Below are 22694 nucleotides of genomic sequence, written 5' to 3'. Positions count from 1 at the left end.
TGTCGCGTCGGAGAGCCGCCGGTGTCTGACACCCAGCGCATATCGGGATAGTGTCTGACTCCCTGGGGAGACGGCGGTCAAGTTGCATGGGCGCGCCATAGGGTGTCTGACACCAGCGCATATCGATGGGTGTCAGACACCCGCGGGGCGCTGGAGCCGCGTGAAGGGCACTTCCTTGGGTGTCAGACACTGGGGTGTCAGACACTTGAACGGTGGGGCCCTCATCCCCCCATACCGCCTGCCCTAAAATACCCTCCCATGAACTCCCCAGAACTTCACCATCAGGAACCCGCCGACCTGGACCGCCGCTTCGGCGGCCTGTCGCGGCTGTATGGCCCCGAAGCCCCCGCCCGCCTCCGTAACGCGCATGTCGCGGTCGCCGGCCTGGGAGGAGTCGGGTCCTGGACCGTGGAGGCCTTGGCGCGCTGCGGGGTCGGCGCCTTGACGCTCATCGACCTGGACCACATCGCCGAATCCAACGTCAACCGGCAGATCCACGCGCTGACGTCCACGCTCGGGCAATCCAAGGTCGACGCCATGGCCGAACGCGTGCTGGCCATCAATCCGGAATGCCGGCTCACGCGGGTGGACGATTTCGTGTCGCCGGAAAACGTGGCCGACGTGCTGCCCGGCCCGTACTCCGTCATCATCGATTGCACCGACCAGGCCGCCGCCAAGATCGCGATGATCCTGCACGCGCGGGCGCAGGGCGTGCCCATGCTGCTGTGCGGCGGCGCGGGCGGCAAGACGGATCCGCTGGCCTTGCGGGCGGGCGATCTGTCGGCGGCGGTGAACGACGCGCTGCTGTCCAAGCTGCGCAACAAGCTGCGGCGCGAGCACGGGTTTCCGCGCGCTTCCGACCAGAACGGCAAGGCCTTGAAGCGCGTGCCGAAGATGGGCATCCATGCCTTGTGGTTCGACCAGCCCGCCATCCTGCCGGACGCCTGGACCCGCGCCACCGAAGGCGAGGACGATATGGGCGCGTCGGGCCAGGTGCTGGCGCCGCAAGGGCTGTCCTGCGCCGGATACGGTTCGGTCGTGACCGTCACCGCGGCCATGGGCATGGCCGCGGCCAACGAAGCGCTGCGCCTCGCCGTCTGAGCGCAGGGCCGCGGCGGGCCTGGCTACTACAGCGCCACGAACACCATGCCGTCCTCGATCCTGACGGGGTAGGTGGCGATGTTGTCGCGCAGCGGCGAACAGAGCGCCCGGCCGTCGCGCACGTCGAAGCGGCCCTGGTGCAACGGGCATTCGATTTCGTGCCCGGTCAGGAAGCCGTCGCATAGCCGCGCATTGCCGTGCGTACAGAGATTGTCGGTGGCGTAGACTTCGCCGTCCACGCCGTAGAACGCGATTTCACGGCCGCCCGCCTCGACGGCAATCACGTCTTCTTCCGGCACGTCGGCCCTCGCGATGGCCTTGATCCATTGCATGCTCATGGTGAGGTGTCCTGGTCAGATGGGGTAGATGAGCGAATTCGGCACGAGCTCGCTGTCGAAGATGCATAGGCGCGATTCGAACTTCAGGCCGTCGGGGCCGCGGCGCACCACGTCCAGGTAGCGGCCCACGTTGAACACCGTGGTCAGCTGGCTGGGCTTGGTGCGGAATACGGCGTAGTTGGCTTCGGATTCGATGCGGTCGCCCTGCACCGACAGCACGCGCGGCGCGCCCACGACGTGGCGCTGGTAGTAGGGGTCGTGGAAGATCGTGTCGGTGGCGCCGTAGATGCGGTCTTTCAGCATGCCGCGGCTCTCGAAGGACATGGTCGCCAGGGGATAGCCGCGTTCATGGTTTTCGCGCGGCAGCACCTTGTACACGCAGTCTTCCGTGAAGAAGTCGGGCCAGTTTTCCCATTGCTCCGCGTCCAGCGCGGCGGCGTAGTCGTTGTACAGGCAGGTCAGTTGGTAGTAGAGGGGAAAGTCCAGCATCGTCAGGCCTCCATCACCCGGCGCCAGTACGCGTACATGCCGCGGATCAGCGTTTCGGTCACCATGTGATCCGTGTTCTCGGCGGCCTTGCCTCCCAGTTCCGCCACGCTGCGGTGCCAGGGCTTTTGTTCGAAGCCCGCTTGCGAAAACTCGATGACCTCGCCGTCGTCGGCGGATACGAAGCCCGCCGGGCCGAACAGATTGGCCTGGCGCAGGCGGCGGCGCGTCATTTCCGGTGCGTCATCGGCGAAGCCGAAATGCGTCCAGACGAAATCGAAGGCGTCGTGGCCCACCGGCTGGATGTGGCGGGTGGACAGGGAGTTCACCTGCTGCTGGATGATGACGCTGGGGAACAGCGTCATCAGCACGGCGGTGGGGCCGTTCCACCAGGGTTCCGGCACGATGTCCAGGAAGCGGTCGTCGTTCAGCGACATCTGCTCCTTGAAGCTGGATACGCCGCTGGTCACGCTGCCCTTGCCGCCCTGGCCGCGGGTGGAGATCATGGCGGCGTGGCGGAAGTGGCGGTCCATCTTCAGTTCCGACCGGTTGTCCGCCCTCCACAGGCCGAAGGTGACGAACCACGTATGCAGCAGGCCCGGGTGGTATGGGTCCTTGATGTTCTCCTGCATCAGCTTCCAGTTGCCCGGGATACGCTGGCGGCTGTAGCCGTGGATCACCAGTTCGCGTCCGTCGAAGACGCGGTCGAAATAATGCAGGATGTCCGGCCCCAGGTAGTCTTCCAGCGGCTCGACGTCGTGGTCGAACGAGGCGAAGACCACGCCGTTGCGGCAGGCCACCGCCAGCTTGGTCAGGCCATGCTCCTCGGGATTGAAGTCGGGCGGCATGCCGCCGTTGACCCGGCCGTCCTGCTTGACGCCGCGGCGGAAGGGCACGCCGATCAGGTTGCCCTGCAGGTCGTAGTTCCACTGATGGTAGGGGCAGACGAACTCGCTGCGGTTGCCGGAGCGTTCGCGGCAGAACTGGACGCCGCGGTGGGCGCACACGTTCTCCACCACGCGCACCTGGCCGTCGTTGTCCCGCAGCAGGATGACGGAGCGTTCGCCCACGGCGGTGCGCTTGAAGTCGCCGGGATTCGGGATTTCCGCCTCCAGGCCCACGTAGCTCCAGTGCCCGCGGTAGAAGAAGCGCTCCAGCTCGCGCTGGTGCAGGGCCGCGTCCGTATAGACGCCGAACGGGATGCGGTGGGAACCGTCCCCTTGCCAGGGCGGCACGAATTCGAGGGGGGCTTGGGGGGCGTTCATGGCGTGCCCCTGGTACAGGGCGCGGCCACGAGGCTCGTGCTGGGATGCATTGCGGGTCTCCTTGGTTCGGCTGGCCGCGAGGCGGCCGGGCAGAGCCTGCGCGGCATGGGCGCGGGCGTTTTTCCGCATGATCGGGCAGGGCGTGAAATAAATAAATAGAATCTGATCAATGAGATAAATCACCAAAATGAATATTGGTGGAGACAAGCGCATGAACCTGCAAGACGTGGACCTGAACCTGCTGGTCGTCTTCAATGAATTGAGGAAGCACGGGCGGGTATCGGCCGTGGCGGAGAGCCTGGGGATTTCGCAGCCCGGCGTCAGCAATGCGCTGGGCCGGTTGCGCAAGCTCCTGGGCGACGAGCTGTTCCTGCGGACCTCGCGCGGCATGGTGCCCACGCCCTACGCCGAGGGGCTGGCGCGGCCGATCGCCGATGCGCTGGACGCTCTGCACAGCACGCTGAACGCCCGCGCGGCGTTCGACCCCGCGCACAGCGAGCGCGCATTCGTGATCGGCGTGAACGACGTGGGCGAGACCTACTTCCTGCCCCGGTTGATGCGCGCCCTGGAGCGCGCGGCGCCGGGCGTCACCGTGCGCACGGTGCGCACGACCTCGATCGACGTGAAGGACGAAATGGAACGTGGCCGGATCGATCTGGCCATGGGCTTCCTGCCCGGCTTGAAGAGCGGTTTCTTCCAGCGGCTGCTGTTCCGCCAGCCCTATGTCTGCATCTTCCGGCGGAACCATCCGCTGGCGCGCACCGGCGTGTCGGCCAGGCAGTTCCGCGCGGCGGAGCACGTGGCCATCGTGTCGGAAGGAACCGGCCATGGCGTGGTGGACGAAGTGATCGGGCAGGCCGGCATCCGGCGGCGCGTGCGCCTGACGGTGCCGCATTTCATGGCGGTGGGGCCGGTGCTTGCCGCCACCGACATGATCGCCGTGGTGCCGCGGCGCTTCGCCGACTGCGCCAGCGGGCCGTTCGGCCTGGCCGCCGCGGCCTGTCCTGTGAAGATACCGGAGTCGGTGATCAATGTGTTCTGGCACGCCCGCAACCACCGCGAGCCCGCCAATCAATGGCTGCGCCAGGTGGTGGTGGACGAGTTCGCGGATTGAGCCGGACGGTGCCCGGGAGCGGCCTCAGCTCGCGTGCAGCGTCACGGGGAACCAGCCGCGCAGCGCATTGGACAGGCGGATTTCCTCGGCGGCGTGCAGGTCGGCCAGGGTCAGGACGCGCTCCTCGACGCGGCCGGTATCAAGCAGTTCTGCACGCTGCACGCCCGGCAGGCAGCCGCTGTCCACGGGCGGCGTGTACCAGTCGCCATCCATGCGCAGGTAGACGTTGCTGCGGCTGCCTTCGCAAAGCTCGCCGCGCTCGTTCAGGTAGAGCAGGTCGAAGATGTGCGGATGCGAGGGCAGCCATTCGATCGTCTTGGTGTACCAGGGCCGGTAGGTGGTCTTGTAGCGCAGCAGCGGCTCGGACGAGCGCAGCGTTTCGGGCGCCAGCATGGCTTCCTGCTTCGGGGCCAGGGAGGGCAGGGAAGCGGTCTGGATGCTGCGGCTGCCGTCGCGCGCCACCAGCAGGCGCAGGCGATGCGGCCCCGGCGTCGCCAGGCCCAGCGCGGCGACCATGATGTCGGCTTCCACCGCCCGCCCGCCCCAGCCGTAACCCAGGGCCTTGCAGGACGCTTCCAGGCGCTTCAGGTGGCGGGAAAGGAGCGGCACGCGTCGCTCGGCATCCACCAGGATGGTCTCGATCAGTTCGGGTTGCATGGGACTCTCCATGGCGCGTGGATGCGCGCTCTATCCTACTACCGCGGCCTCTGCCTGGGGGCCTCAGGCCCGCAAAATCCGGGCCTTCCAGTGGCATTCCTGCCATTCTTCCGCCGGGTCGGAATCATGCACGATGCCGCCGCCCACGCTGTAGACGCCGTGGCCGGACGCGTCCAGGACCAGGGTGCGGATCGCGACGTTCAGCGAAAAATCGCCGTCCGGCGCCAGCCAGCCGATGCTGCCGCAATACAGGCCGCGCGGCGCGGCCTCCATCTGGCGGATCCGGCGCATGGCCGCGACCTTGGGGGCCCCGGTAATGGAGCCGCAGGGGAACAGCGCGCGCAGCACGTCCTCCAGGCTGGCGCGGGGCGCCAGCGCAGACACCGTGGACGTCATGGTCCAGACCGTGGGGTAGCGCTCCAGCGAGAACAGGGCATCCACCTGGACCGAGCCCGGCTCCGCCAGCCGGCCGAGATCGTTGCGCAGCAGGTCGACGATCATCAGGTTTTCGGCGCGGTTCTTCTCGCTGGCCAGCAGCGCCTGGCCCAGGCGCTCGTCTTCGGCAGGGTCGGCGTGGCGCGGGGCCGTTCCCTTCATGGGACGGGTGATCAGGCGAGGGCCGTCGCGGCGCACGAACAGCTCGGGTGAAAAGGACAGCACCGTGCGCGCTTCGTCCTGGATGTAGGCGCCATGCGCCACCGGATTGCGGGCCGCGATGCGCCGGTACAGCGTGGCGGGATCGCCCTGGTACCGAAGGTCCAGGGGCTGGGTGAAATTCACCTGGTACAGCTCGCCGTCGCCGATCAGCGAGCGGATCGCGTCGATCTGCCGCACGTAATCCGGTTCGGTCAAGCGAGGGGCGGGCAGGCTGATGGCCGCCGGGGCGCTGCCGGCGTCCGGCGCGTCCCAGGGCGCCTCGTCCACCTTGCGCTCGAATACCAGCGCGGTCAGGCGCGGATCGCCGCCGCCGGACGGAGGCCGCCAGGGACCGGTGGGCGGCGCCAGCGCCGCTTCCGGCAACAGCCATTCGCCCAGCTCGTAGTCCAGCAGGAGCGCCACCCATCGCCCCTGCCGCCGCGCCGCCTCGATGGCGGCCAGCGCGGGGGCGATCCCGGCGGCCGAGCGCGCCTCGATCCGAGAGCGGAAGCCCTCCAATCGAAGCGCGCTGCCGGCCAGCCGGTCTTCAAAACGACATTCCATGCTTCCTACTGCTGTTGATGCGCCAGGAATTCCTTCAGGACCCGCCCCGTGTGGGAATGGTCGCTAAGGGTCATGACATGTTCGGGCGACCCCTCGGCCACCAGTTTCCCGCCGCCCGTGCCGCCTTCGGGGCCCAGGTCCAGCAGCCAGTCGGCCTCGGCGATCACGTCGAGATTGTGCTCGATCACCACCACCGTGTTGCCGGCTTCCACCAGGCGGTGCAGCACGTGGATCAGCTTCTCCACGTCGGCCATGGACAGGCCCACGGTGGGCTCGTCCAGCACGTACAGCGTATGGGGTATGCGCGAGGCGCGGCCGGTCTTGATCAGGCCGTCCGTCAGCCTGGCCTTGGACAGCTCGGTCACCAGCTTGATGCGCTGGGCTTCGCCGCCGGACAGGGTGGGCGAGGGCTGGCCCAGGGTCAGGTAGCCCAGGCCCACGTCCTGCATCAACTGCAGGGGGCGGTGGATCTTGGGATGGGCCGCGAAGTAGCCGATGGCGTCGTCGACTTCCATGGCCAGCAGTTCGCCGGCATTCTTGCCGCGCATCTGCACGCTGAGCGTGTCGCTGTTGAAGCGCGCGCCGTTGCAGGCGTCGCAGGGCACCTTGACGTCCGGCAGGAAGTTCATTTCGATGGTGCGCATGCCCTGGCCTTCGCAGATCGGGCAGCGGCCGTCGCCGGTATTGAACGAGAAGCGCGCCGCCGTCCAGCCGCGCATGCGCGCCTCGCGGGTATCGGCGAACTGCTTGCGCACGTCGTCCCAGAAGCCCACGTAGGTGGCGGGGCACGAACGCGGCGTCTTGCCGATGGGCGTCTGGTCTACTTCCAGGACGCGGTCGATGGCTTCCCAGCCCGTGATGCCCTCGCAGCCCGCCCAGCCGGGCGCCTTGCCTTTCGAGACCGCCTGCATCAGGTTGTCCAGCAGCACTTCGCGCGCCAGGGTGGATTTGCCGGAACCGGACACGCCGGTCACCACGCTCAGGCGGCCGACCGGAATCTTGGCGTCCACGCTGCGCAGGTTGTGCAGGCGGGCGCCCCTGATCTCGATCATGGGCGTGTCGGCCTCTACCGCCCGGCGGCCCTGCAAGGGGTGCGTCAGCGGCTTGGCCAGGTAGCGTCCAGTGACGGACTCGGGCGCGTCGACGAGGTCCTGCGCGGTGCCTTGCGCCACCACGCGGCCCCCGCGGATGCCCGCTCCGGGGCCGATGTCGATGATGTGCGAGGCGCGGCGGATGGTGTCGTCGTCGTGCTCCACCACCACCAGAGTGTTGCCGTTGCCCTCCAGGCGCGCCAGCGCGTCCAGCAGGATGCGGTTGTCGCGCGGGTGCAGGCCGATGGTGGGTTCGTCGAGCACGTAGCACACGCCCTGCAGGTTGGAGCCCAGTTGCGCGGCCAGGCGGATGCGCTGCGCCTCGCCGCCGGAAAGCGTGGGCGCGGCGCGGTCCAGCGCCAGGTAGTTCAAGCCCACTTCCTGCATGAAGTTCAGGCGTCCGCGGATCTCGGCGAGGATGTCGCGGGCGATCTCGCCTTCGCGGCCGCGCGCGACCAGACCCGTGAAGAAGGTGTGGGCGTCCGACACCGGGAGCGAGGCGAGTTCGGCGATCGATTTGTCGCGCCAGCGCACGGCCCGCGCCACGCGGTTCAGGCGCTGGCCGTCGCAGACGGAGCAGACCTTGGCCTCGCCTTCGTACCAGGCGTTCCAGGCGGTTTCCTCGCCGGTCTGTTCTTCGTCGAAGCCCTGCAATTGCAGGCCGGTGCCGAAGCAGCCCGTGCACCAGCCATGCTTGGAGTTGTACGAGAACAGGCGCGGATCGGGTTCGGGGAAGCTGGTGCCGCAGGACGGGCAGGCCCGTTTGACCGAGAAATGCTGCTGCTGCAATTCGCTGTTCAGCGCTTCATGCAGCTTGTTCACCGGCCAGACGACGGACATGACGCCCTGGCCGTTTTCCAGCGCGCTCTTGACCGCCGCGCGCAGCTCGGCTTCGTTTGCCGGATCCACGACCACGTCGGCCACCGGCAACTCGATCGTGTGTTCCTTGTAGCGGTCCAGGCGCGGCCAGGGCGCGACGGGGATGAATTCGCCGTCCACGCGCAGGTGCGTATGGCCCTTGGATCCGGCCCACTTGGCCAGGTCCGTGTAGTAGCCCTTGCGCGCGGTGACCAGCGGAGACAGCAGGCCGATGTGCTCGCCCTTGTGCTCGCGCAACAGCCGCGCCACGATCTGGTCGGTGTTCTGGGGCTCGACCGCGACGTTGCAGTCGGGGCAGTACTGCGTGCCCAGCTTGACGTACAGCAGGCGCAGGAAATGGTGGATTTCCGTCATCGTGGCCACGGTGGACTTGCGGCCCCCGCGGCTGGTGCGCTGCTCGATGGCGACGGTGGGCGGGATGCCGAAGATGGCGTCCACGTCCGGCTTGCCGGCCGGCTGCACGATGGCGCGCGCGTAGGCGTTGAGCGATTCCAGGTAGCGGCGCTGGCCTTCGTTGAACAGGATGTCGAAGGCCAGCGTGGACTTGCCCGAGCCCGACACGCCGGTGATGACGGTGAACTTGTCGCGGGGGATCTCCACGCTGACGTTCTTCAGGTTGTGCTCGCGGGCGTTGCGGATCTCGATCGCCATGTTGTCCTGGCGGCGCGCGCGCACCAGGGATTGCAGCGGCGTGCCCATCCCGGCCCCGTAGGCCGCGCCGGGCTCGGCGATGCGGGCGGTCAGGCCGGCCTGTTCCACTTCCTGGGCATCGGCGTCGCTGGTCACGACCACGTCCGCGGGCAGGATGCTGACGTCGTAGTCGCGCAGGGCCGCGCCCGTGTGCGACTGCGGGTTGTCCATCAGGTCCTGCGGCGTGCCTATGCCGACGACCTGGCCCCCGGCGTCGCCGCCTTCGGGGCCCAGGTCGATCAGCCAGTCGGCCGCGCGGATGACATCCAGGTTGTGTTCGATGACGAGCAGGGTATGGCCCGCGGCCAGCAACTTGCGGAAGGCGCGCATCAGGCGCGCCACGTCGTCGAAGTGCAGGCCGGTGGTGGGTTCGTCGAACAGGAACAGGCTGCCCTTCTTGGCGACCTTGGCGGTGGAGATGCCGCTGCGCGCGGCTTCGGCCAGGTGGCCCGCCAGCTTCAGGCGCTGCGCCTCGCCGCCCGACAGCGTGGGCACGGGCTGGCCCAGCCGCACGTACTCCAGGCCCACGTCGGCCAGCGGCGCCAGGCCGGTCTGCACGTCGCGCAGGCCCTTGAAGAAGTCCAGCGCCTCGCTCACGGTCATTTCCAGCACCTCGTCGATCGAGGCGCTCTTGCCCAGGTGCTCGACGCGCACTTCCAGCACTTCGGGGCGGAAGCGCTTGCCGTCGCAATCGGGGCAGCGCAGGTAGACGTCCGACAGGAACTGCATTTCCACGTGTTCGAAACCCGTGCCGCCGCAGGTCGGGCAGCGGCCGTCGCCGCCGTTGAAGCTGAAGGTGCCCGCCGTATAGGCGCGTTCGCGCGCGAGCGGGGCCTGGGCGAACAGCTTGCGGATGGCGTCGAACGCGCCCACGTAGCTGGCCGGGTTGGAGCGGGTGGTCTTGCCGATGGGGGTCTGGTCCACCATGACCACGTCGGCGATCTGCTCGGCGCCCAGCAGGCGCTCGAAGGCGCCGGGCGCTTCGGAGGGCTTGCCCTTTTGCTTCAGCAGGGCGGGATACAGGACATCCTGGACCAGCGTGGACTTGCCCGAACCCGAAACGCCAGTCACGCAGACCAGCCGGCCCAGCGGCAGCTCGACCGAGACGTTCTTCAGATTGTGCGCGCTGACGCCTTCCAGCAGCAGGCGCGGCGTGTTGGCGGCCACGGGCATGGGCCGCGGCGCTTCCACCCGCTGGCGTCCGCCGAGGTAGTCGCCGGTCAGGGTGTGGGCGGCCCGCAGCTGGGCGGGAGAGCCGTCGAACACGATACGGCCGCCGCGCTCGCCGGGGCCGGGGCCGATGTCGATGATGCGGTCCGCGGCCACCATGACCTGCGGATCGTGCTCCACCACCACCAGCGTGTTGCCGGCGTTGCGCAGCCGGTGCATGACTTCGACGACGCGGTGCATGTCGCGCGGGTGCAGGCCGATGGAGGGCTCGTCCAGCACGAACAGCGTATTCACCAGCGAGGTGCCCAGCGCCGTGGTCAGGTTGATGCGCTGCACTTCGCCGCCCGACAGCGTGCGGCTCTGGCGGTCCAGCGTCAGGTAGCCCAGGCCCACGTCGCACAGGAACTTGAGGCGCGCGCGGACCTCGGTCATGAGCAGGTCGGTGGCGGCGTCCAGCGCGCCGGAGAAGGACAGCGTGTCGAAGAACAGCCGCACCCGCTCGATGGGCAGCAGCATCACGTCATGGATGGACAGGCCGCCCAGCCCGTTCAGCTGCTCGCGGCTCCAGTTGGCGCCCACGGGCATGAAGCGCTTGTAGCGGCCGTCTTCCGGCGGCAGCACCGTGTCGGCCTCTTCCTTGGTGCCCAGGCGCCAGAGCAGCGCGTCGGGCTTGAGCCGCGCGCCGTTGCAGGTGGGGCAGGGCGTATAGCTGCGGTACTTCGACAGCAGCACGCGCACGTGCATCTTGTAGGCCTTGGTTTCCAGCCAGTCGAAGAAGCGCTGCACCCCGTACCACTGGTGCTTCCAGGCATCGCTGCCGCCCTTCCAGTCGGGGGTGCCGTAGAGCACCCAGCGCTTGTGCTCTTCGCTCATCTTCTTCCAGGGCACGCCCAGCGGCACGCCGGCCTTCGGCGCGTACTTCTGCAACTCGTCCTGGCATTCCTTGTAGGAAGGGGTCGTCCAGGGCTTGATGGCGCCTTCCAGCAGGGTCTTGTTCTCGTCCGGGATGACCAGGCCGAAATCGATGCCGATCACGCGGCCGAATCCGCGGCAGGCTTCGCACGCGCCCAGCGGCGAATTGAACGAGAAGCTGCTGGGCAGCGGGTCGGTGTATTCGATATCGCAGTCGGCGCAATGCAGGCGGTCGCTGTATTTCCAGACATGGGCGTTGCCGCCGTCGGCGTCCATGGCATAGACGGCCAGGTGGCCGCCGCCCATGCGCAGCGCGGTGTCCAGCGCTTCCATGACGCGTTCGCGCTCGGCGCCGGCGAAGCGGAAGCGGTCCTGGACCACATGGAGGATGCGGCGCGCTTCGGCGGCGGCTTTCGCGCCCTTGGCCTTCTTGGCGCCCTTGGCCGGGGCCTCGGCGCGCGGCGCCGCGTTTTCCTCGGCGTGCACGCGCGTATAGCCCTGCTGCTCCAGGAAGCCGCGCACCTCTTCCTCCGTGAAGTTGGCGGGGACGGCAATGGGGAAGGTCACCACCAGCCGCGGGTCGCCGGCGGCCGCGGCGCGTTCGGCCAGCGAATGGCGAATGGAGTCCGGCGTGTCGCGCCGCACCACCTTGCCGCAGCCGCGGCAATACAGCCGGGCGCCGCGAGCGAACAGCAGTTTCAGGTGGTCGTTCAGTTCGGTCATCGTGCCGACCGTGCTGCGCGAGCTGCGCACCGGATTGGTCTGGTCGATGGCGATGGCGGGCAGTATGCCCTCGATGCGGTCCACCTGGGGCTTGTCCATGCGGTCCAGGAACTGGCGCGCATAGGGCGAGAAGGTTTCCACGTACCGGCGCTGCCCCTCGGCGTACAGGGTGTCGAAGGCCAGCGAACTCTTGCCGGACCCCGATACGCCGGTCACGACGACCAGTTCACCGGTGGCGATGGTCAGGTCCAGGTTCTTGAGATTGTTCTGGCGGGCGCCAACGATGCGAATTTGAGAGCTCATGGACGGTATCGTAGCCTGAGGGAAGAGGCCTGCCCGAGCGACGGCCTGTCGCTGGTTCCGAGCGCGGCGATATGGAATAATTGCCTATATCGTGAGGCTGTTGTCCAATATATGGACAATAACAGGTTCACTAGCTGTACAAATAAACAGTATCGCAGATTCGTCCGAAATTCGCGCTGTCCGGCTTGAACTTTCTGCTGTCCGCAGCGGTATGGCGAGCCGGCCCTGGGTTGGAGACTGGAGACCCCTTTGCTGGAAACCAAGGTCGCGGGCGCGGCGGCGTTCGCCAAGTTCATGACGGTGCTGCAGGCGGTGGCAGACGCGCCGCAGCCGCCCAGCGCGGCGGCGCTGGCGCGCAGTTGCGGCTATCCCCGGCCCACCGTGTACCGGATCGTGGCGGCGCTGGCCGAGCAGGGCATGCTGGCCGAAACGGCCGGCGCCTACCGCCTGGGGCCGAGGCTGATGTCCCTGGCCAGCAGGGCCTGGTCGCAGTTCGACCTGCGCGCCGAGCTGGCCGCCGAGCTGCGGGCCCTGCGCGACGAAACCGGCGAAACGGTGCACCTGGCGGTTCCCGCCGGGCGCGAGATGACCTACATTGACAAGCTGGAAAGCCCCGGCCCGGTGCGCATGGCGTCGCGCGTGGGGGCGTCCGTGGCGCTGCATTCCAGCGCGGTCGGCAAGGCCTACCTGGCGGCGCTGGACGAGGCCTCGCGCGAGCGCCTGCTGCGCGGCTTGCCGCTGGCCGCGCGCATGCCCGGCACGGTGACCAGCCTGCCTGCCCTGCGGGCCCAGCTGGACGAAACCGCCAGGCGCGGCTACGCCACCGACTACGAGGAAAACGAAGCCGGCATCGTCTGCTACGGGGTGGCGCTGTGCGATGCGGCCGGCCGGCCGGTCGCCGGCGTCAGCGTCAGCACTTTGCTGTTCCGGCGGCGCGAGGATCCGCAAGCCGCCTATATCGAACCCCTGCTGCGGCTGCGCGACGCCGCCGCGGCCAAACTTGCCATGCTGCCCGTTGCTCCCGGCGGCGCCTGACCGTCAGTTCCCAAAGGAATTCCATGACCGCTCCCCTTGCCTCCAAGCTTGCCGCCCTGATGGCCGCCCGGGTCGTGCCCGTATTGCGGTACACGGACGCGGCCACCGCCGCGTACGCGGCCGAAGTCGCCGTGGCCGCCGGGTGCGCCACGCTGGAGCTGACCTGGACCATCCCGGGCGTCACCGACCTGCTGCGCGCCTTGCGCGACAAGCACGGCAGCGCGCTGCAGCTGGGCGTGGGCACGGTGCTGGACGAGCACCAGGCGCGCGAGGCGCTCGTCGCGGGCGCCGACTTCCTCGTGTCGCCCGCGCTGGCCACCGAGATCGTCGACATGGCGCACGCGGCCGACGCGCTGTGCCTGCTGGGCGCCTTCACGCCCACCGAGGTCCTGGCGGCGCGCCGCGCCGGGGCGGATGTCGTGAAGATATTCCCGGCAGACACGGGCGGCCCCAAGCATCTGGCCGCGATCAAGTCCGTCTACCCGGACGTCCTCCTGTGCCCCACCGGCGGGGTGACCCAGGACAATATGGGCGCGTATTTCGCCGCGGGCGCGGCGCTGGTGGGCATAGGCAGCAATCTCTATGACAAGGCGGCCTTCGCCGCCCGCGACACCGCCGCACTGGTGGCGCAGATCGTCCGTACACGCGAGGCCGCCCATGGCTGATTTCGATATAGTCGCCCTGGGCGAGCCCCTGGTCGAACTGAACCAGACGCACAAGGGCCAGCGGCAATACCTGCAGGGCTTTGGCGGCGACACCTCCAACGCCGTCATCGCCGCGGCGCGGCAGGGCGCGCGCTGCGCCTACCTGACCCGCGTGGGCAACGACGCTTTCGGCAGGCAGTTCCTGGACCTCTGGCAGGCCGAGGGGGTGGATACCTCGGGCGTGCAGGTGGACGACGAGGCGCATACCGGCCTGTACTTCGTGCAGCATGGGCCGGATGGGCACGCCTTCAGCTACTTGCGCCGCGGCTCGGCCGCCAGCCTGATGACGCCGGCCTGCCTGGAATCGGGCCTGATCGAGCGCGCCCATTTCCTGCATGTGTCGGGCATCAGCCTGGCGATCAGCACCAGCGCCTGCGACACGGTCTTTGCCGCCATCGAGCGGGCGCGGGTAGCCGGCGCCCAGGTCAGCCTGGATTCGAACCTGCGCCTGCGGCTCTGGCCGGTCGACCGCGCCCGCGCCATCCTGCGTGAAACCATGCGCGCGGCCGACCTGTTCCTGCCCAGCATGGACGACATGCAGCACCTGACCGGCAACGACGATCCGGAGCGCACGCTGGATTGGATCCGCGATGGCGGCGCCACGGGCGTCGTGGTGCTCAAGCTGGGCAAGGACGGTTCCATCATCGATGACGGCGGCAAGCGCGTTCCGATGCCTGCCCTGCGGGTGCAGGCCGTGGACGCGACCGGAGCGGGCGATTGCTTCGCCGGCAGCCTGCTGGCGCGCCGCTGCCAGGGAGACTCCTGGGAGGACGCCGTGCGCTACGCCAACGCTGCCGCGGCGCTTTCCACCCTGGGCTATGGCGCGGTCGATCCGCTGCCGCGCGCCGAGCAGGTCCGGGAGCGGCTGAAGGACATCTCCGGCTGAGCCTCGGGTGCCTGCCGGCACATGGCGGGCCGAGCCTGTCCCGATTTTCAGGCCGCCCGCCGTGCCAGAGGGCGAGGCGCTCGATTTTCCGCTATTGGCGTTCGAGGCCGGTTTCAGGCTAAAATGCCAAGTTACCCGAATTTTCCGCCAGCCCAGTACCCGGTTGTGCGGGCTCGCCTTTTCCGCACAATTTCATCAGGAGAATAAACATGGCCGAACGCAAACGCGTGCGTCGCAACACCCTGGAACGCCGTTGCCTGGGCAAGGCTTTCAAGCGCTTGTTCGTCAAGTCGCCCAAGGGCGTTTTCAAGATGCTCGAAAAGATCAAGCGCGTCTAATCACGCGCCGGGCCGAAGCGCGCTTCGGCCCCGGTCTGAGAAAAACCCGCCGGCTCGCGCCGAGCGGGTTTTTTTGTCTTGGGCCGTCCCAAGGCAAAAAAACCTTGGGGGCAGCAAACCCGCAGGGCGGATGCGGCGTGGGGGCATTTTTTGTCGCCGGGCCGTCCCAAGACAAAAACGCCCCCCTGGGGGGCAGCAAACCCGCAGGGCGGGTGCAGCGTGGGGGCATTTTTTGTCGCCGGGCCGTCCCAAGACAAAAACGCCCCCTTGGGGGGCAGCAAACCCGCAGGGCGGGTGCAGCGTGGGGGCCCTTTCTCTGTGTTGCCGCAAAACCCTCGCGCTTCACTCGTCCTGCGGCGGGCCCAGCTTGGGCAGGATGAAATCCATGAAGGCCCGGGTCTTGGCCGGCTGGATGCTCGAAGGGTACACCACGTAGATCGAGATCGGGTCCACCGACCAGCCGGGCAGCACCCGCTTGAGCGAATTGCGCTTGATGATGGGGTCCAGCGCCTGGCAGTGCGGCATGCGCGTAATCGCCAGGTCCAGGCCCGCCAGGGTGCCTGCAATGCTCATGTTGTTGGCCGCCAGGTGGCCGGTGACGGGCACGCGTTCGCTGACCGCGCCCCGGTTCAGCGTCCAGTACGAATGCGCCTCGTCGATCGTAGTGCGCAGGCACTGGTGCTGCGTCAGGTCGGCGGGCGTCTTGGGTTCGCCGTGCAGGGCCAGGTAGCGGTCGGACGCATACAGGTAATTGTCGAGGGACACCAGCTCCTGCACCACGGCGCCACTGTGTGCAACGCCGTTGCCGGTTTCCACGGCGGCTTGCGGATGGGACGTATCGCGGCCAAAGCGCAGCACCACGTCGAAGGGCGTGCCCTGCGCGTCGGATGCCGTCATCATGCTCAGGTCGAACTCGCACTCCACTTCCGGGTAGCGTTCCGTGAAGTCGTTGATGGTTTCGGGCAACAGCCACATCGCCAGGCTGTACGGCATGGATACGCGCAGATTGCCGGAGGGGCCGCCCGACAGCATTTGCAGCTGCTCGTGCGCCAGGCGGGCTTCGTCGATCAGGCCCTGGCAGCGGCTCATGTAGGCCGCGCCGGCTTCGGTGAGGTCCAGCCGGCGCGTATTGCGATTGATCAGCCGCAGGCCGATGGCGCGTTCCAGCTCGTTGATGCGGCGCGACAAAGTCGACGTGGGCATGTTCAGCGCGCGCGCCGCCAGGCTGAAGCTCTTGCGCTTGGCAACCTCCACGAACAGGGCAATGTCATTGAGCTGGACGGTCGAAGCTTCCATAGGCATTCCGAATTTGGCCGCCCGAGTTTACGCCACTCGCGTGCGCCGCCCAAAGCCGGCGCCGCCCGAATGATCGGGATTAAATCGAGTTTTGTCAGATTTGATTGCAAATTCGAATGCCGCGGCGTCTGTACGCGCGGGCATATCCCCTAAACTTCAGGCGAATACATAAAGACCAAGACCGCAGCGGTTGCATGAGGAATCGCAAAGGGGCACAGTGGGCATGACCGACACGCCAACATTTTTTACCGTACTGACGCCCACCTACAATCGGGCGGGCACGCTGCACAGGGTATACGAGTCTCTTTCCCGGCAGACTTTCCGGGGTTTCGAATGGGTCGTAGTGGACGATGGATCCACCGACAACACCCACGAATCCATCCTGGGCTGGCAGGCTCGCGCCGATTTTCCTATCCGTTATTTCTGGCAGAACAATCAGCACAAGAAAACGGCGTTCAACCGCGGCGTGCGCGAAGCGCGCGGCAAGCTGATCGTCGGGCTCGACAGCGACGACGAGATGCCGCCCGACGCGCTGGCCATCTTCAAGGAAGCCTGGGACAGCATTCCGCCGGCGCGGCGGGAATCCTACGTTGCCGTCACCGGCCTGTGCGCGCGCCCCGACGGCAGCATCGTGGGAGACTCGTATCCGCAGGACGTGTTCGACAGCACGGCCGTGGACGTCTATTTTCGCTACCGCATCAAGGGCGAGAAGTTCGGCTGCATGCGCACCGACATCCTCAGGACCTATCCCTTTCCCGAAGACGTGGCGGGTTTCGTGCCCGAAAGCCTGGTGTGGTGGGCGATCGCGCGCGCCGGCTACCTGAGCCGCTTCATCAACCGCGTCGTGCGCACCTATCACGATACGCCCGGCAGCTTGAGCCAGGGCGCGGTATCCGCCGCCAACAACGCCCAGGGTCTCTACCTGCTGGCCTGGGACATGCTGCAGCATCACCTCGAATTCTTCCGCTACCGGCCACGCGAATTCATCATGGCCGCCGCGCGCTACACGCGATTCCGCCTGCACCTGAAGCATTCCGGCGTGCCCACGGCGGTCCAGGCCTACCGGCTGACCAATCCCGTGGCCAAATTCATGGTGGCGGCGATGTGGCCGCTAGGCTATGCGCTGTACCGCCGCGACAGAAGGCGCGGCGTAGCTTAATACCCTGCGTGTCTGACACCCCTACGAGACGGCCTGCCAGGCAAAGACAACCTCACCGGTGTCTGACACCAGCTAAATTAATACCCTGCGTGTCTGACACCCCTACGAGACGGCGTACCAGGCAAAAACAACCTCCCCGGGGTGTCTGACACCAGCTAAATCTAAAAAAGTGTCAGACACCCGGCAAGACCGTCCCAGATTCGCGGCACCATCCCGTACGGGTGTCAGACACGAAGCCAGGCGCCCTACGCGCTCGCGCCATGCCCCAGCCCCAGGTACACCTCGACCACGCGCGGGTCCGCCGCGACCTGTGCGGCGGGGCCTTCCAGCGTGACGGCGCCCGTTTCCAGCACGTAGGCGTAATCGGCCACCTGCAGCGCGGCGCGGGCGTTCTGCTCGATCAGCAGGATGGACACGCCCATTTCCCGCAAGCGCGCCACGATGCGGAAAACCTCGCGCACGATGCGGGGCGCCAGGCCCAGGCTGGGTTCGTCCAGCATCAACAGCCGGGGCTTGGCCATCAGCGCGCGGCCCACCGCCAGCATCTGGCGCTCGCCGCCGGACAGCGTGCCGGACAACTGGGCGCGGCGCTCCTTGAGACGCGGAAACAGCTCGTAGACTTCCGCCAGCGTCGCATCCTGGTCGCGCATGCCGTTGCGGTAACGGTGGAACGCGCCCAGCATCAGGTTGTCCTCGACCGTCATCTCCGCGAAGAGTTCGCGCTTCTCGGGCACCAGATTCATCCCGGCGGCCACCATCTCTTCGATTTCGGCGTGCTCTTGCCGCTTGCCGCCAAAGACGATCTCGCCGCTGGACGGCAGCACGCCCATGATGGCCGACAGCAGCGTCGTCTTGCCCGCGCCGTTCGGGCCGATCACGGTAACGATCTGGCCTTCTCCCACCGCGATGCTGACGCCAGAGACGGCTTCGACCTTGTCGTAGGCGACGCGCAGATCGCGCACTTCCAGCAGTTTCGCGCTCATCTATTCCACTCCGCCCAGATAGGCTTCAAGCACCGCGGGGTTGTTCTGGATTTCGGCGGGCAGGCCTTCGGCGATCTTCTCGCCGAAATCCATGACCACGACGCGGTCCACGAGCCCCATCACGAAATCCATGTCATGTTCGACCAGCAGGATCGCCATGCCTTCGGCGCGCAGCATTTTCAGCAGGTCCGCCAGCTCGCGCTTTTCCTGGTAGCGCAGCCCTGCGGCAGGCTCGTCGAGCAGCAGGATGCACGGGTCGGAGGCGAGCGCGCGCGCGATCTCCAGGATGCGCTGCTGGCCCAGGGCGAGCGATCCGGCTTCGTCGTGCAGATGCTTGCCCAGGCCGACGCGCTCCACCTGCCGGGCGGCTTCGGCCAGCAGGCGCGCCTCTTCCGCGCGATCCAGCCGCCACGCGGCCGGCATCACGCCGCGGTGGCCGCGCAGGTGGGCGCCGATCGCCACGTTTTCCAGCACGCTCATGCGGCCCAGCAGGCGCACGTGCTGGAAAGTGCGCGACAGGCCGAGCCGGGCGATGGCGCGCGCCCCGGCGCCCGCCACTGACCGGCCCAGCAGCGTGACCTGGCCCGAGGTCGGCGTGTCCACGCCGGAAATCTGGTTGAACATCGTGCTCTTGCCGGCGCCGTTGGGACCGATGAGGGCCAGGATCTCGCCCGCGCGGATTTCCAGGTTCATCGCATTGTTGGCGACCAGGCCGCCGAACTTGCGCGTCACGTCCACGGCCTTCAGCACCACTTCGCCGCGGGGCGGCATGGGCTTGCGGGGCAGCGGTTCGGCGTCCATGTCCAGCCTGCGCGCCTGCTTCTTCAGCGGAACGCAGCGCGTCAGCACCGGCCACAGGCCGCTGCGGGCGCGGTGCAGCAGCAGCACCATGCCGAAACCGAAGACGATGACCTCGAAATTGCCGGTCTGGCCCAGCAGTCTGGGCATCCAGTCCTGCAGCCATTGCTTGAGCACAGTGAACACGCCCGCGCCGACCAGCGCGCCCCAGACCTGCCCGGCGCCGCCGATGACGGTCATGAACAGGTATTCGATGCCCATCTGCAGGCCGAAGGGGTTGGGATTCACGAAGCGCTGCATGTGCGCATAAAGCCAGCCCGAGGCGCAGGCCTGCAGGGCCGCGATGATGAAGATCACCATGCGCGAGCGCGCCGTGTCCACGCCCATGGACTCCGCCATCACGCGGCCGCCCTTGAGCGCGCGGATGGCCCGGCCCTCGCGCGAATCCAGCAGGTTCTGGGTGGACCACACGGCCACCAGCAGGAAGGCCCAGATCAGGTAGTAGATGCTGTCGCCCTGCGTCAGCGGCCAGCCGAAGAGGTTGATGGGAGGAATGTCCGGAATGCCGGTGTGGCCGCCCAGGCCTTCGACCGAGCCGAAGACGAAGTACAGCGACAGGCCCCAGGCAATGGTGCCCAGCGGCAGGAAGTGGCCGGAGAGCTTCAGGGTGATCGCGCCCAGCAGATAGGCGATCGCCAGGGTCAGGGCCAGCCCGGCAAGCAAGGTCAACCAGGGCGATGCGCCCAGCCACGCCAGCCAGGACGGCAGGGTGTCGGCGCGGGTGGTGAGCAGCGCAGTCGTGTAGGCGCCCACGCCCACGAAGGCCGCCTGGCCGAAGCTCGTAAGCCCGCCCACTCCGGTCAGCAGCACCAGGCCCAGCGCCACCATGGCGTACAGACCGATGTAGTTCAGCAGCGTGACGTAGAAGGGCGGCAGGGCTAGCGGGGCCAGCGCCAGCAGCGCCAGGAATGCGAGGAGGATATGGCGAGGATTCATTCGTCTTCCTCCTCGACGTGATGGCTTTTAAGCGAGCGCCAGAGCAATACGGGGATGATCAGCGTGAACACGATGATTTCTTTATAGGCGCTGGCCCAGAACGAGGAAAAGGCCTCGATCAGGCCGACCAGGATGGCGCCGGCCGCGGCCAGCGGATAGCTCACCAGGCCGCCGATGATGGCGCCCACGAAGCCCTTCAGGCTGACCATGAAACCGGAATCGAAGTACATGGTGGTGATCGGGGCGATGAGAATGCCCGATACCGTGCCGATCAGTGCGGCCAGGAAAAAGGTGGCCTTGCCGGCGAAGATCGGCGAGATGCCCATCAGCCGGGCGCCCAGCCGGTTGAAGGCCGCGGCGCGCAGCGCCTTGCCGTACATGGAGCGTTCGAAGAACTGGTAGAGCACGATGATGAGCAGCGCGGACACCGCGACGACCCACAGCGCCTGGCTATTCACATTGAGCGGCCCCAGCGTGAGGCTGGCGTCGCTGAATGGCGCGGTGCGGGCGCCTTCTGCGCCGAAGGCGAGCAGCCCGAGCCCGACCAGCGCCAGGTGCACGGCGATGGATACGATCAGCAGCACCAGCGTGGAGGCGGAGGCGATGGGCTGGTAGAACAGGCGATACAGCTGCGGTCCCATCGGCACGACCAGCAGCAGCGTCAGCAGCGCTTGTGCCGCTATCGGCAACTGGGCGAGCGGCAGCTTGTAGAACAGCGCCGCGAGGATCAGTGGATAGGCCAGCTTGGCGGCCATGCGTCCGAGGCCACGATTGCGGCCCGGCCGCTTGCGGCGGGCCATCAGGTCGGCGGCGGCTTCGGCCACCGCGAAGGCGAACAGCAGCCACACCAGCATGACCGGCTTGCCGGCCTGGAGCGCGGCCATGGTGAGCGCGCCGAACGCTACGAATTCTCCCTGGGGGATGAACAATACGCGGGTAACGGTAAACACAAGCAGGATGGACAAGGCCAGCAGCGCATAGATGGCGCCGTTGGTGATGCCGTCCTGCCCAAGGATCAGGGCAATCTGAGCATTCATCGGAACTTCCGGATAGAACAGACAAACATGGCAGATACCTCATCTCCGCGTGAGCGCCTCCCCATCGGGATGCCGCGGAGCCGGCTTTGCCGGTCCGCTGGCATGCCCCCCTGGGGGAAAGCGCGCAGCGCTTCGGGGGGGGCCACCTTGCGGATCCGGGCTCTGCCGGTCCGCAGGCATGCCCCCCTGGGGGGGAAGCGCGCAGCGCTTCGGGGGGGGACTACTTCACCAGCGTCCAGGCGCCGTTCTTGACGGTGATGAGTTCGCGGCCGCGGTCGTCGAAGCCGCTGTGGTCGGCTGCCGTCATGTTGTAGACGCCCTGGGTGCCGACCAGCTCCTTGGTCTGTTCGAGCGCATCGCGCAGGGCGCTGCGGAACTCCTTGGTGCCCGGCTTGCCTGCCTTCTCGGCCAGCGGCACCGCCTTTTCCAGCAGCAGGCCGGCGTCGAAGACGTTGGCGCCGAAGGTGGCGGGCCGGGAGCCGTTGAGTTTTTCGTAGGCGGCGATGTAGTCGGACGCGACCTTTTTGGACGGGTTGCTGTCGGGCATTTCCGGCAGCACCAGCATCAGGCTTGCCGCCAGCACCGTGCCCTCGACCTTTTTCCCGCCCAGTTTCAGGAAGTCGGGCAGGGCGGCGCCGTGGGTCTGGTAGAACTTGCCCTTGTAGCCCTGGTCGTACAGGGTCGTCTGCGGCAGTACGCTGGCGGCGCCGGGAGCGGCGACCAGCACGGCGTCCGGCTTGGCGGCCAGGATCTTCAGCGCCTGGCCCGTGACCGAACTGTCGAAGCGCAGGTAGCGTTCGTTGGCGGTGATCTTGATGCCTTTCTCGGCAACCAGCCCCGAGAAGACCTTGTACCAGTTCTCGCCATAGGGATCGTTCAGTCCGATGAAGCCGACCGTCTTGATGCCGGTCTTGACCATGTGATCCACCAGCGCGCGGGCGATGATGTCGTCGTTCTGGGTCGTCTTGAATACCCACTTCTTCTGCTCGTTCATCGGCAGCACGACCGCGGCCGTGCCCACCGGGGCCAGCATCGGCACGCCCGCTTCGGCAGCGAACTGGATCACGCCCATTGCGTTGGGCGAACCCGAGGGGCCGATCAGCGCATCGACGTTCTGCTCCGAGATCAGTTTCTTGAAGGCGGTGACCGAGTTGGTGGAATCGCTGGCGTCATCCAGCGAGATGTATTCCACGGTCAGGTCGCCGATCTTCTTGGGCAGAAGCGGCACGGTGTTCTTCTGCGGAATGCCCACCAGCGCGGTGGGGCCCGTGGAGGAGGTGACGACGCCGACCTTGACTTGCGCCAGGGCGGGCAGGGCGAACAGCGCGGCTACCGCGGCGGCCGCGGCCAGGGGGAGTTTCTTCGACAGCATGGCAAAACCTCCGGATAGGGAGCAGGGTGGGAGTGCGGCTGGAAAACGGAGAAAACAGGAACTGCTGGAATTACTTGTTGCTTAAAGTTTCCTGGGGCAGGCTCAGCACTGTAGACCGCGTCGCAGTGCTTACCTATCCGTCAAAACCCGAAGCGGCGGCC

The 22694-nt window shown here is 67.3% G+C and carries 18 protein-coding genes; 7 read left to right on the top strand and 11 right to left on the bottom strand.

Annotation, left to right across the window (positions count from 1 at the left end; all coding sequences use genetic code 11):
• The first annotated feature begins 258 nt into the window (after nt 1-258).
• The gene (locus tag JL37_RS04930) at nt 259-1101 is read left to right on the top strand and encodes a ThiF family adenylyltransferase (RefSeq protein ID WP_043542443.1); all 843 of its coding nucleotides are present in this window, start codon (nt 259-261) and stop codon (nt 1099-1101) included.
• A gap of 26 nt (nt 1102-1127) precedes the next feature.
• Here the strand turns inward: JL37_RS04930 and JL37_RS04925 are convergent, their stop codons facing one another.
• The 3 genes from JL37_RS04925 to JL37_RS04915 are packed head-to-tail and all read right to left on the bottom strand — an operon-like array spanning nt 1128 to nt 3190.
• Nucleotides 1128-1439, bottom strand: a complete 312-nt coding sequence (locus tag JL37_RS04925) for a non-heme iron oxygenase ferredoxin subunit (RefSeq protein ID WP_043542442.1) — start codon at nt 1437-1439, stop codon at nt 1128-1130.
• 15 nt (nt 1440-1454) lie between these two features.
• Complete coding sequence (locus tag JL37_RS04920) at nt 1455-1928, bottom strand: nuclear transport factor 2 family protein (RefSeq protein ID WP_043542441.1); 474 nt, start codon at nt 1926-1928, stop codon at nt 1455-1457.
• Between the two features lie 2 nt (nt 1929-1930).
• Nucleotides 1931-3190, bottom strand: coding sequence for an aromatic ring-hydroxylating dioxygenase subunit alpha (locus JL37_RS04915; RefSeq protein ID WP_043542630.1), 1260 nt, complete (start codon nt 3188-3190; stop codon nt 1931-1933).
• A 211-nt stretch (nt 3191-3401) separates the two neighbouring features.
• Here JL37_RS04915 and JL37_RS04910 point away from each other — a divergent pair, with 211 nt between their 5' ends.
• Nucleotides 3402-4304, top strand: a complete 903-nt coding sequence (locus JL37_RS04910; RefSeq protein ID WP_043542440.1) for a LysR family transcriptional regulator — start codon at nt 3402-3404, stop codon at nt 4302-4304.
• A 24-nt stretch (nt 4305-4328) separates the two neighbouring features.
• Here JL37_RS04910 and JL37_RS04905 read toward each other — a convergent pair whose 3' ends face one another.
• From JL37_RS04905 to uvrA, 3 genes are all read right to left on the bottom strand, one after another.
• The gene (locus JL37_RS04905) at nt 4329-4961 is read right to left on the bottom strand and encodes an aminotransferase class IV family protein (RefSeq protein WP_043542439.1); all 633 of its coding nucleotides are present in this window, start codon (nt 4959-4961) and stop codon (nt 4329-4331) included.
• Nucleotides 4962-5024: 63 nt separating this feature from the next.
• Nucleotides 5025-6161 (bottom strand): aminodeoxychorismate synthase component I, encoded by a 1137-nt coding sequence (locus tag JL37_RS04900; RefSeq protein WP_043542438.1) that lies wholly within the window; start codon nt 6159-6161, stop codon nt 5025-5027.
• Nucleotides 6162-6166: 5 nt separating this feature from the next.
• Nucleotides 6167-11929: an excinuclease ABC subunit UvrA gene (gene uvrA, locus JL37_RS04895; protein WP_043542437.1), complete on the bottom strand. Its 5763-nt coding sequence runs from the start codon at nt 11927-11929 to the stop codon at nt 6167-6169.
• A 249-nt stretch (nt 11930-12178) separates the two neighbouring features.
• Between uvrA and JL37_RS04890 the strand changes: the two genes are divergently transcribed.
• From JL37_RS04890 to JL37_RS30980, 4 genes are all read left to right on the top strand, one after another.
• Entirely contained in the window at nt 12179-12964 is a 786-nt protein-coding gene (locus JL37_RS04890; RefSeq protein WP_052096866.1) for an IclR family transcriptional regulator, read from the top strand.
• A 23-nt stretch (nt 12965-12987) separates the two neighbouring features.
• Nucleotides 12988-13629 (top strand): bifunctional 4-hydroxy-2-oxoglutarate aldolase/2-dehydro-3-deoxy-phosphogluconate aldolase, encoded by a 642-nt coding sequence (locus JL37_RS04885; RefSeq protein WP_043542435.1) that lies wholly within the window; start codon nt 12988-12990, stop codon nt 13627-13629.
• Nucleotides 13622-14554 (top strand): sugar kinase, encoded by a 933-nt coding sequence (locus tag JL37_RS04880; protein ID WP_043542434.1) that lies wholly within the window; start codon nt 13622-13624, stop codon nt 14552-14554. Before JL37_RS04885 ends, JL37_RS04880 begins: the two co-directional genes overlap by 8 nt.
• Nucleotides 14555-14763: 209 nt before the next feature.
• On the top strand, nt 14764-14892 hold the full coding sequence (locus JL37_RS30980) for a hypothetical protein (RefSeq protein ID WP_006226408.1): 129 nt from the start codon (nt 14764-14766) through the stop codon (nt 14890-14892).
• Nucleotides 14893-15234: 342 nt separating this feature from the next.
• Here JL37_RS30980 and JL37_RS04875 read toward each other — a convergent pair whose 3' ends face one another.
• Nucleotides 15235-16188 carry a LysR family transcriptional regulator gene (locus JL37_RS04875; RefSeq protein ID WP_043542433.1) on the bottom strand — a complete coding sequence of 318 codons (954 nt, stop codon included), beginning with the start codon at nt 16186-16188 and terminating at the stop codon, nt 15235-15237.
• Nucleotides 16189-16411: 223 nt separating this feature from the next.
• Between JL37_RS04875 and JL37_RS04870 the strand changes: the two genes are divergently transcribed.
• Entirely contained in the window at nt 16412-17347 is a 936-nt protein-coding gene (locus tag JL37_RS04870; RefSeq protein WP_043542432.1) for a glycosyltransferase family 2 protein, read from the top strand.
• 245 nt (nt 17348-17592) lie between these two features.
• On the opposite strand, the gene JL37_RS04865 is transcribed toward JL37_RS04870, so the two are convergent.
• The 4 genes from JL37_RS04865 to JL37_RS04850 all read right to left on the bottom strand — a co-directional run bounded on the left by JL37_RS04865 (nt 17593) and on the right by JL37_RS04850 (nt 22533).
• Nucleotides 17593-18330 (bottom strand): ABC transporter ATP-binding protein, encoded by a 738-nt coding sequence (locus JL37_RS04865; protein ID WP_043542431.1) that lies wholly within the window; start codon nt 18328-18330, stop codon nt 17593-17595.
• Entirely contained in the window at nt 18331-20124 is a 1794-nt protein-coding gene (locus JL37_RS04860) for an ATP-binding cassette domain-containing protein (protein WP_043542430.1), read from the bottom strand.
• Nucleotides 20121-21161, bottom strand: a complete 1041-nt coding sequence (locus JL37_RS04855) for a branched-chain amino acid ABC transporter permease (protein WP_043542429.1) — start codon at nt 21159-21161, stop codon at nt 20121-20123. The genes JL37_RS04860 and JL37_RS04855 overlap by 4 nt, the downstream gene beginning before the upstream one ends.
• A 220-nt stretch (nt 21162-21381) precedes the next feature.
• Complete coding sequence (locus JL37_RS04850; RefSeq protein ID WP_043542428.1) at nt 21382-22533, bottom strand: ABC transporter substrate-binding protein; 1152 nt, start codon at nt 22531-22533, stop codon at nt 21382-21384.
• Nucleotides 22534-22694 lie beyond the last annotated feature (161 nt).

The organism is Achromobacter sp. RTa (genome assembly GCF_000757485.1).
Classification (GTDB): domain Bacteria; phylum Pseudomonadota; class Gammaproteobacteria; order Burkholderiales; family Burkholderiaceae_B; genus Achromobacter.
This window is presented reverse-complemented; position numbering and strand designations above follow the sequence as displayed.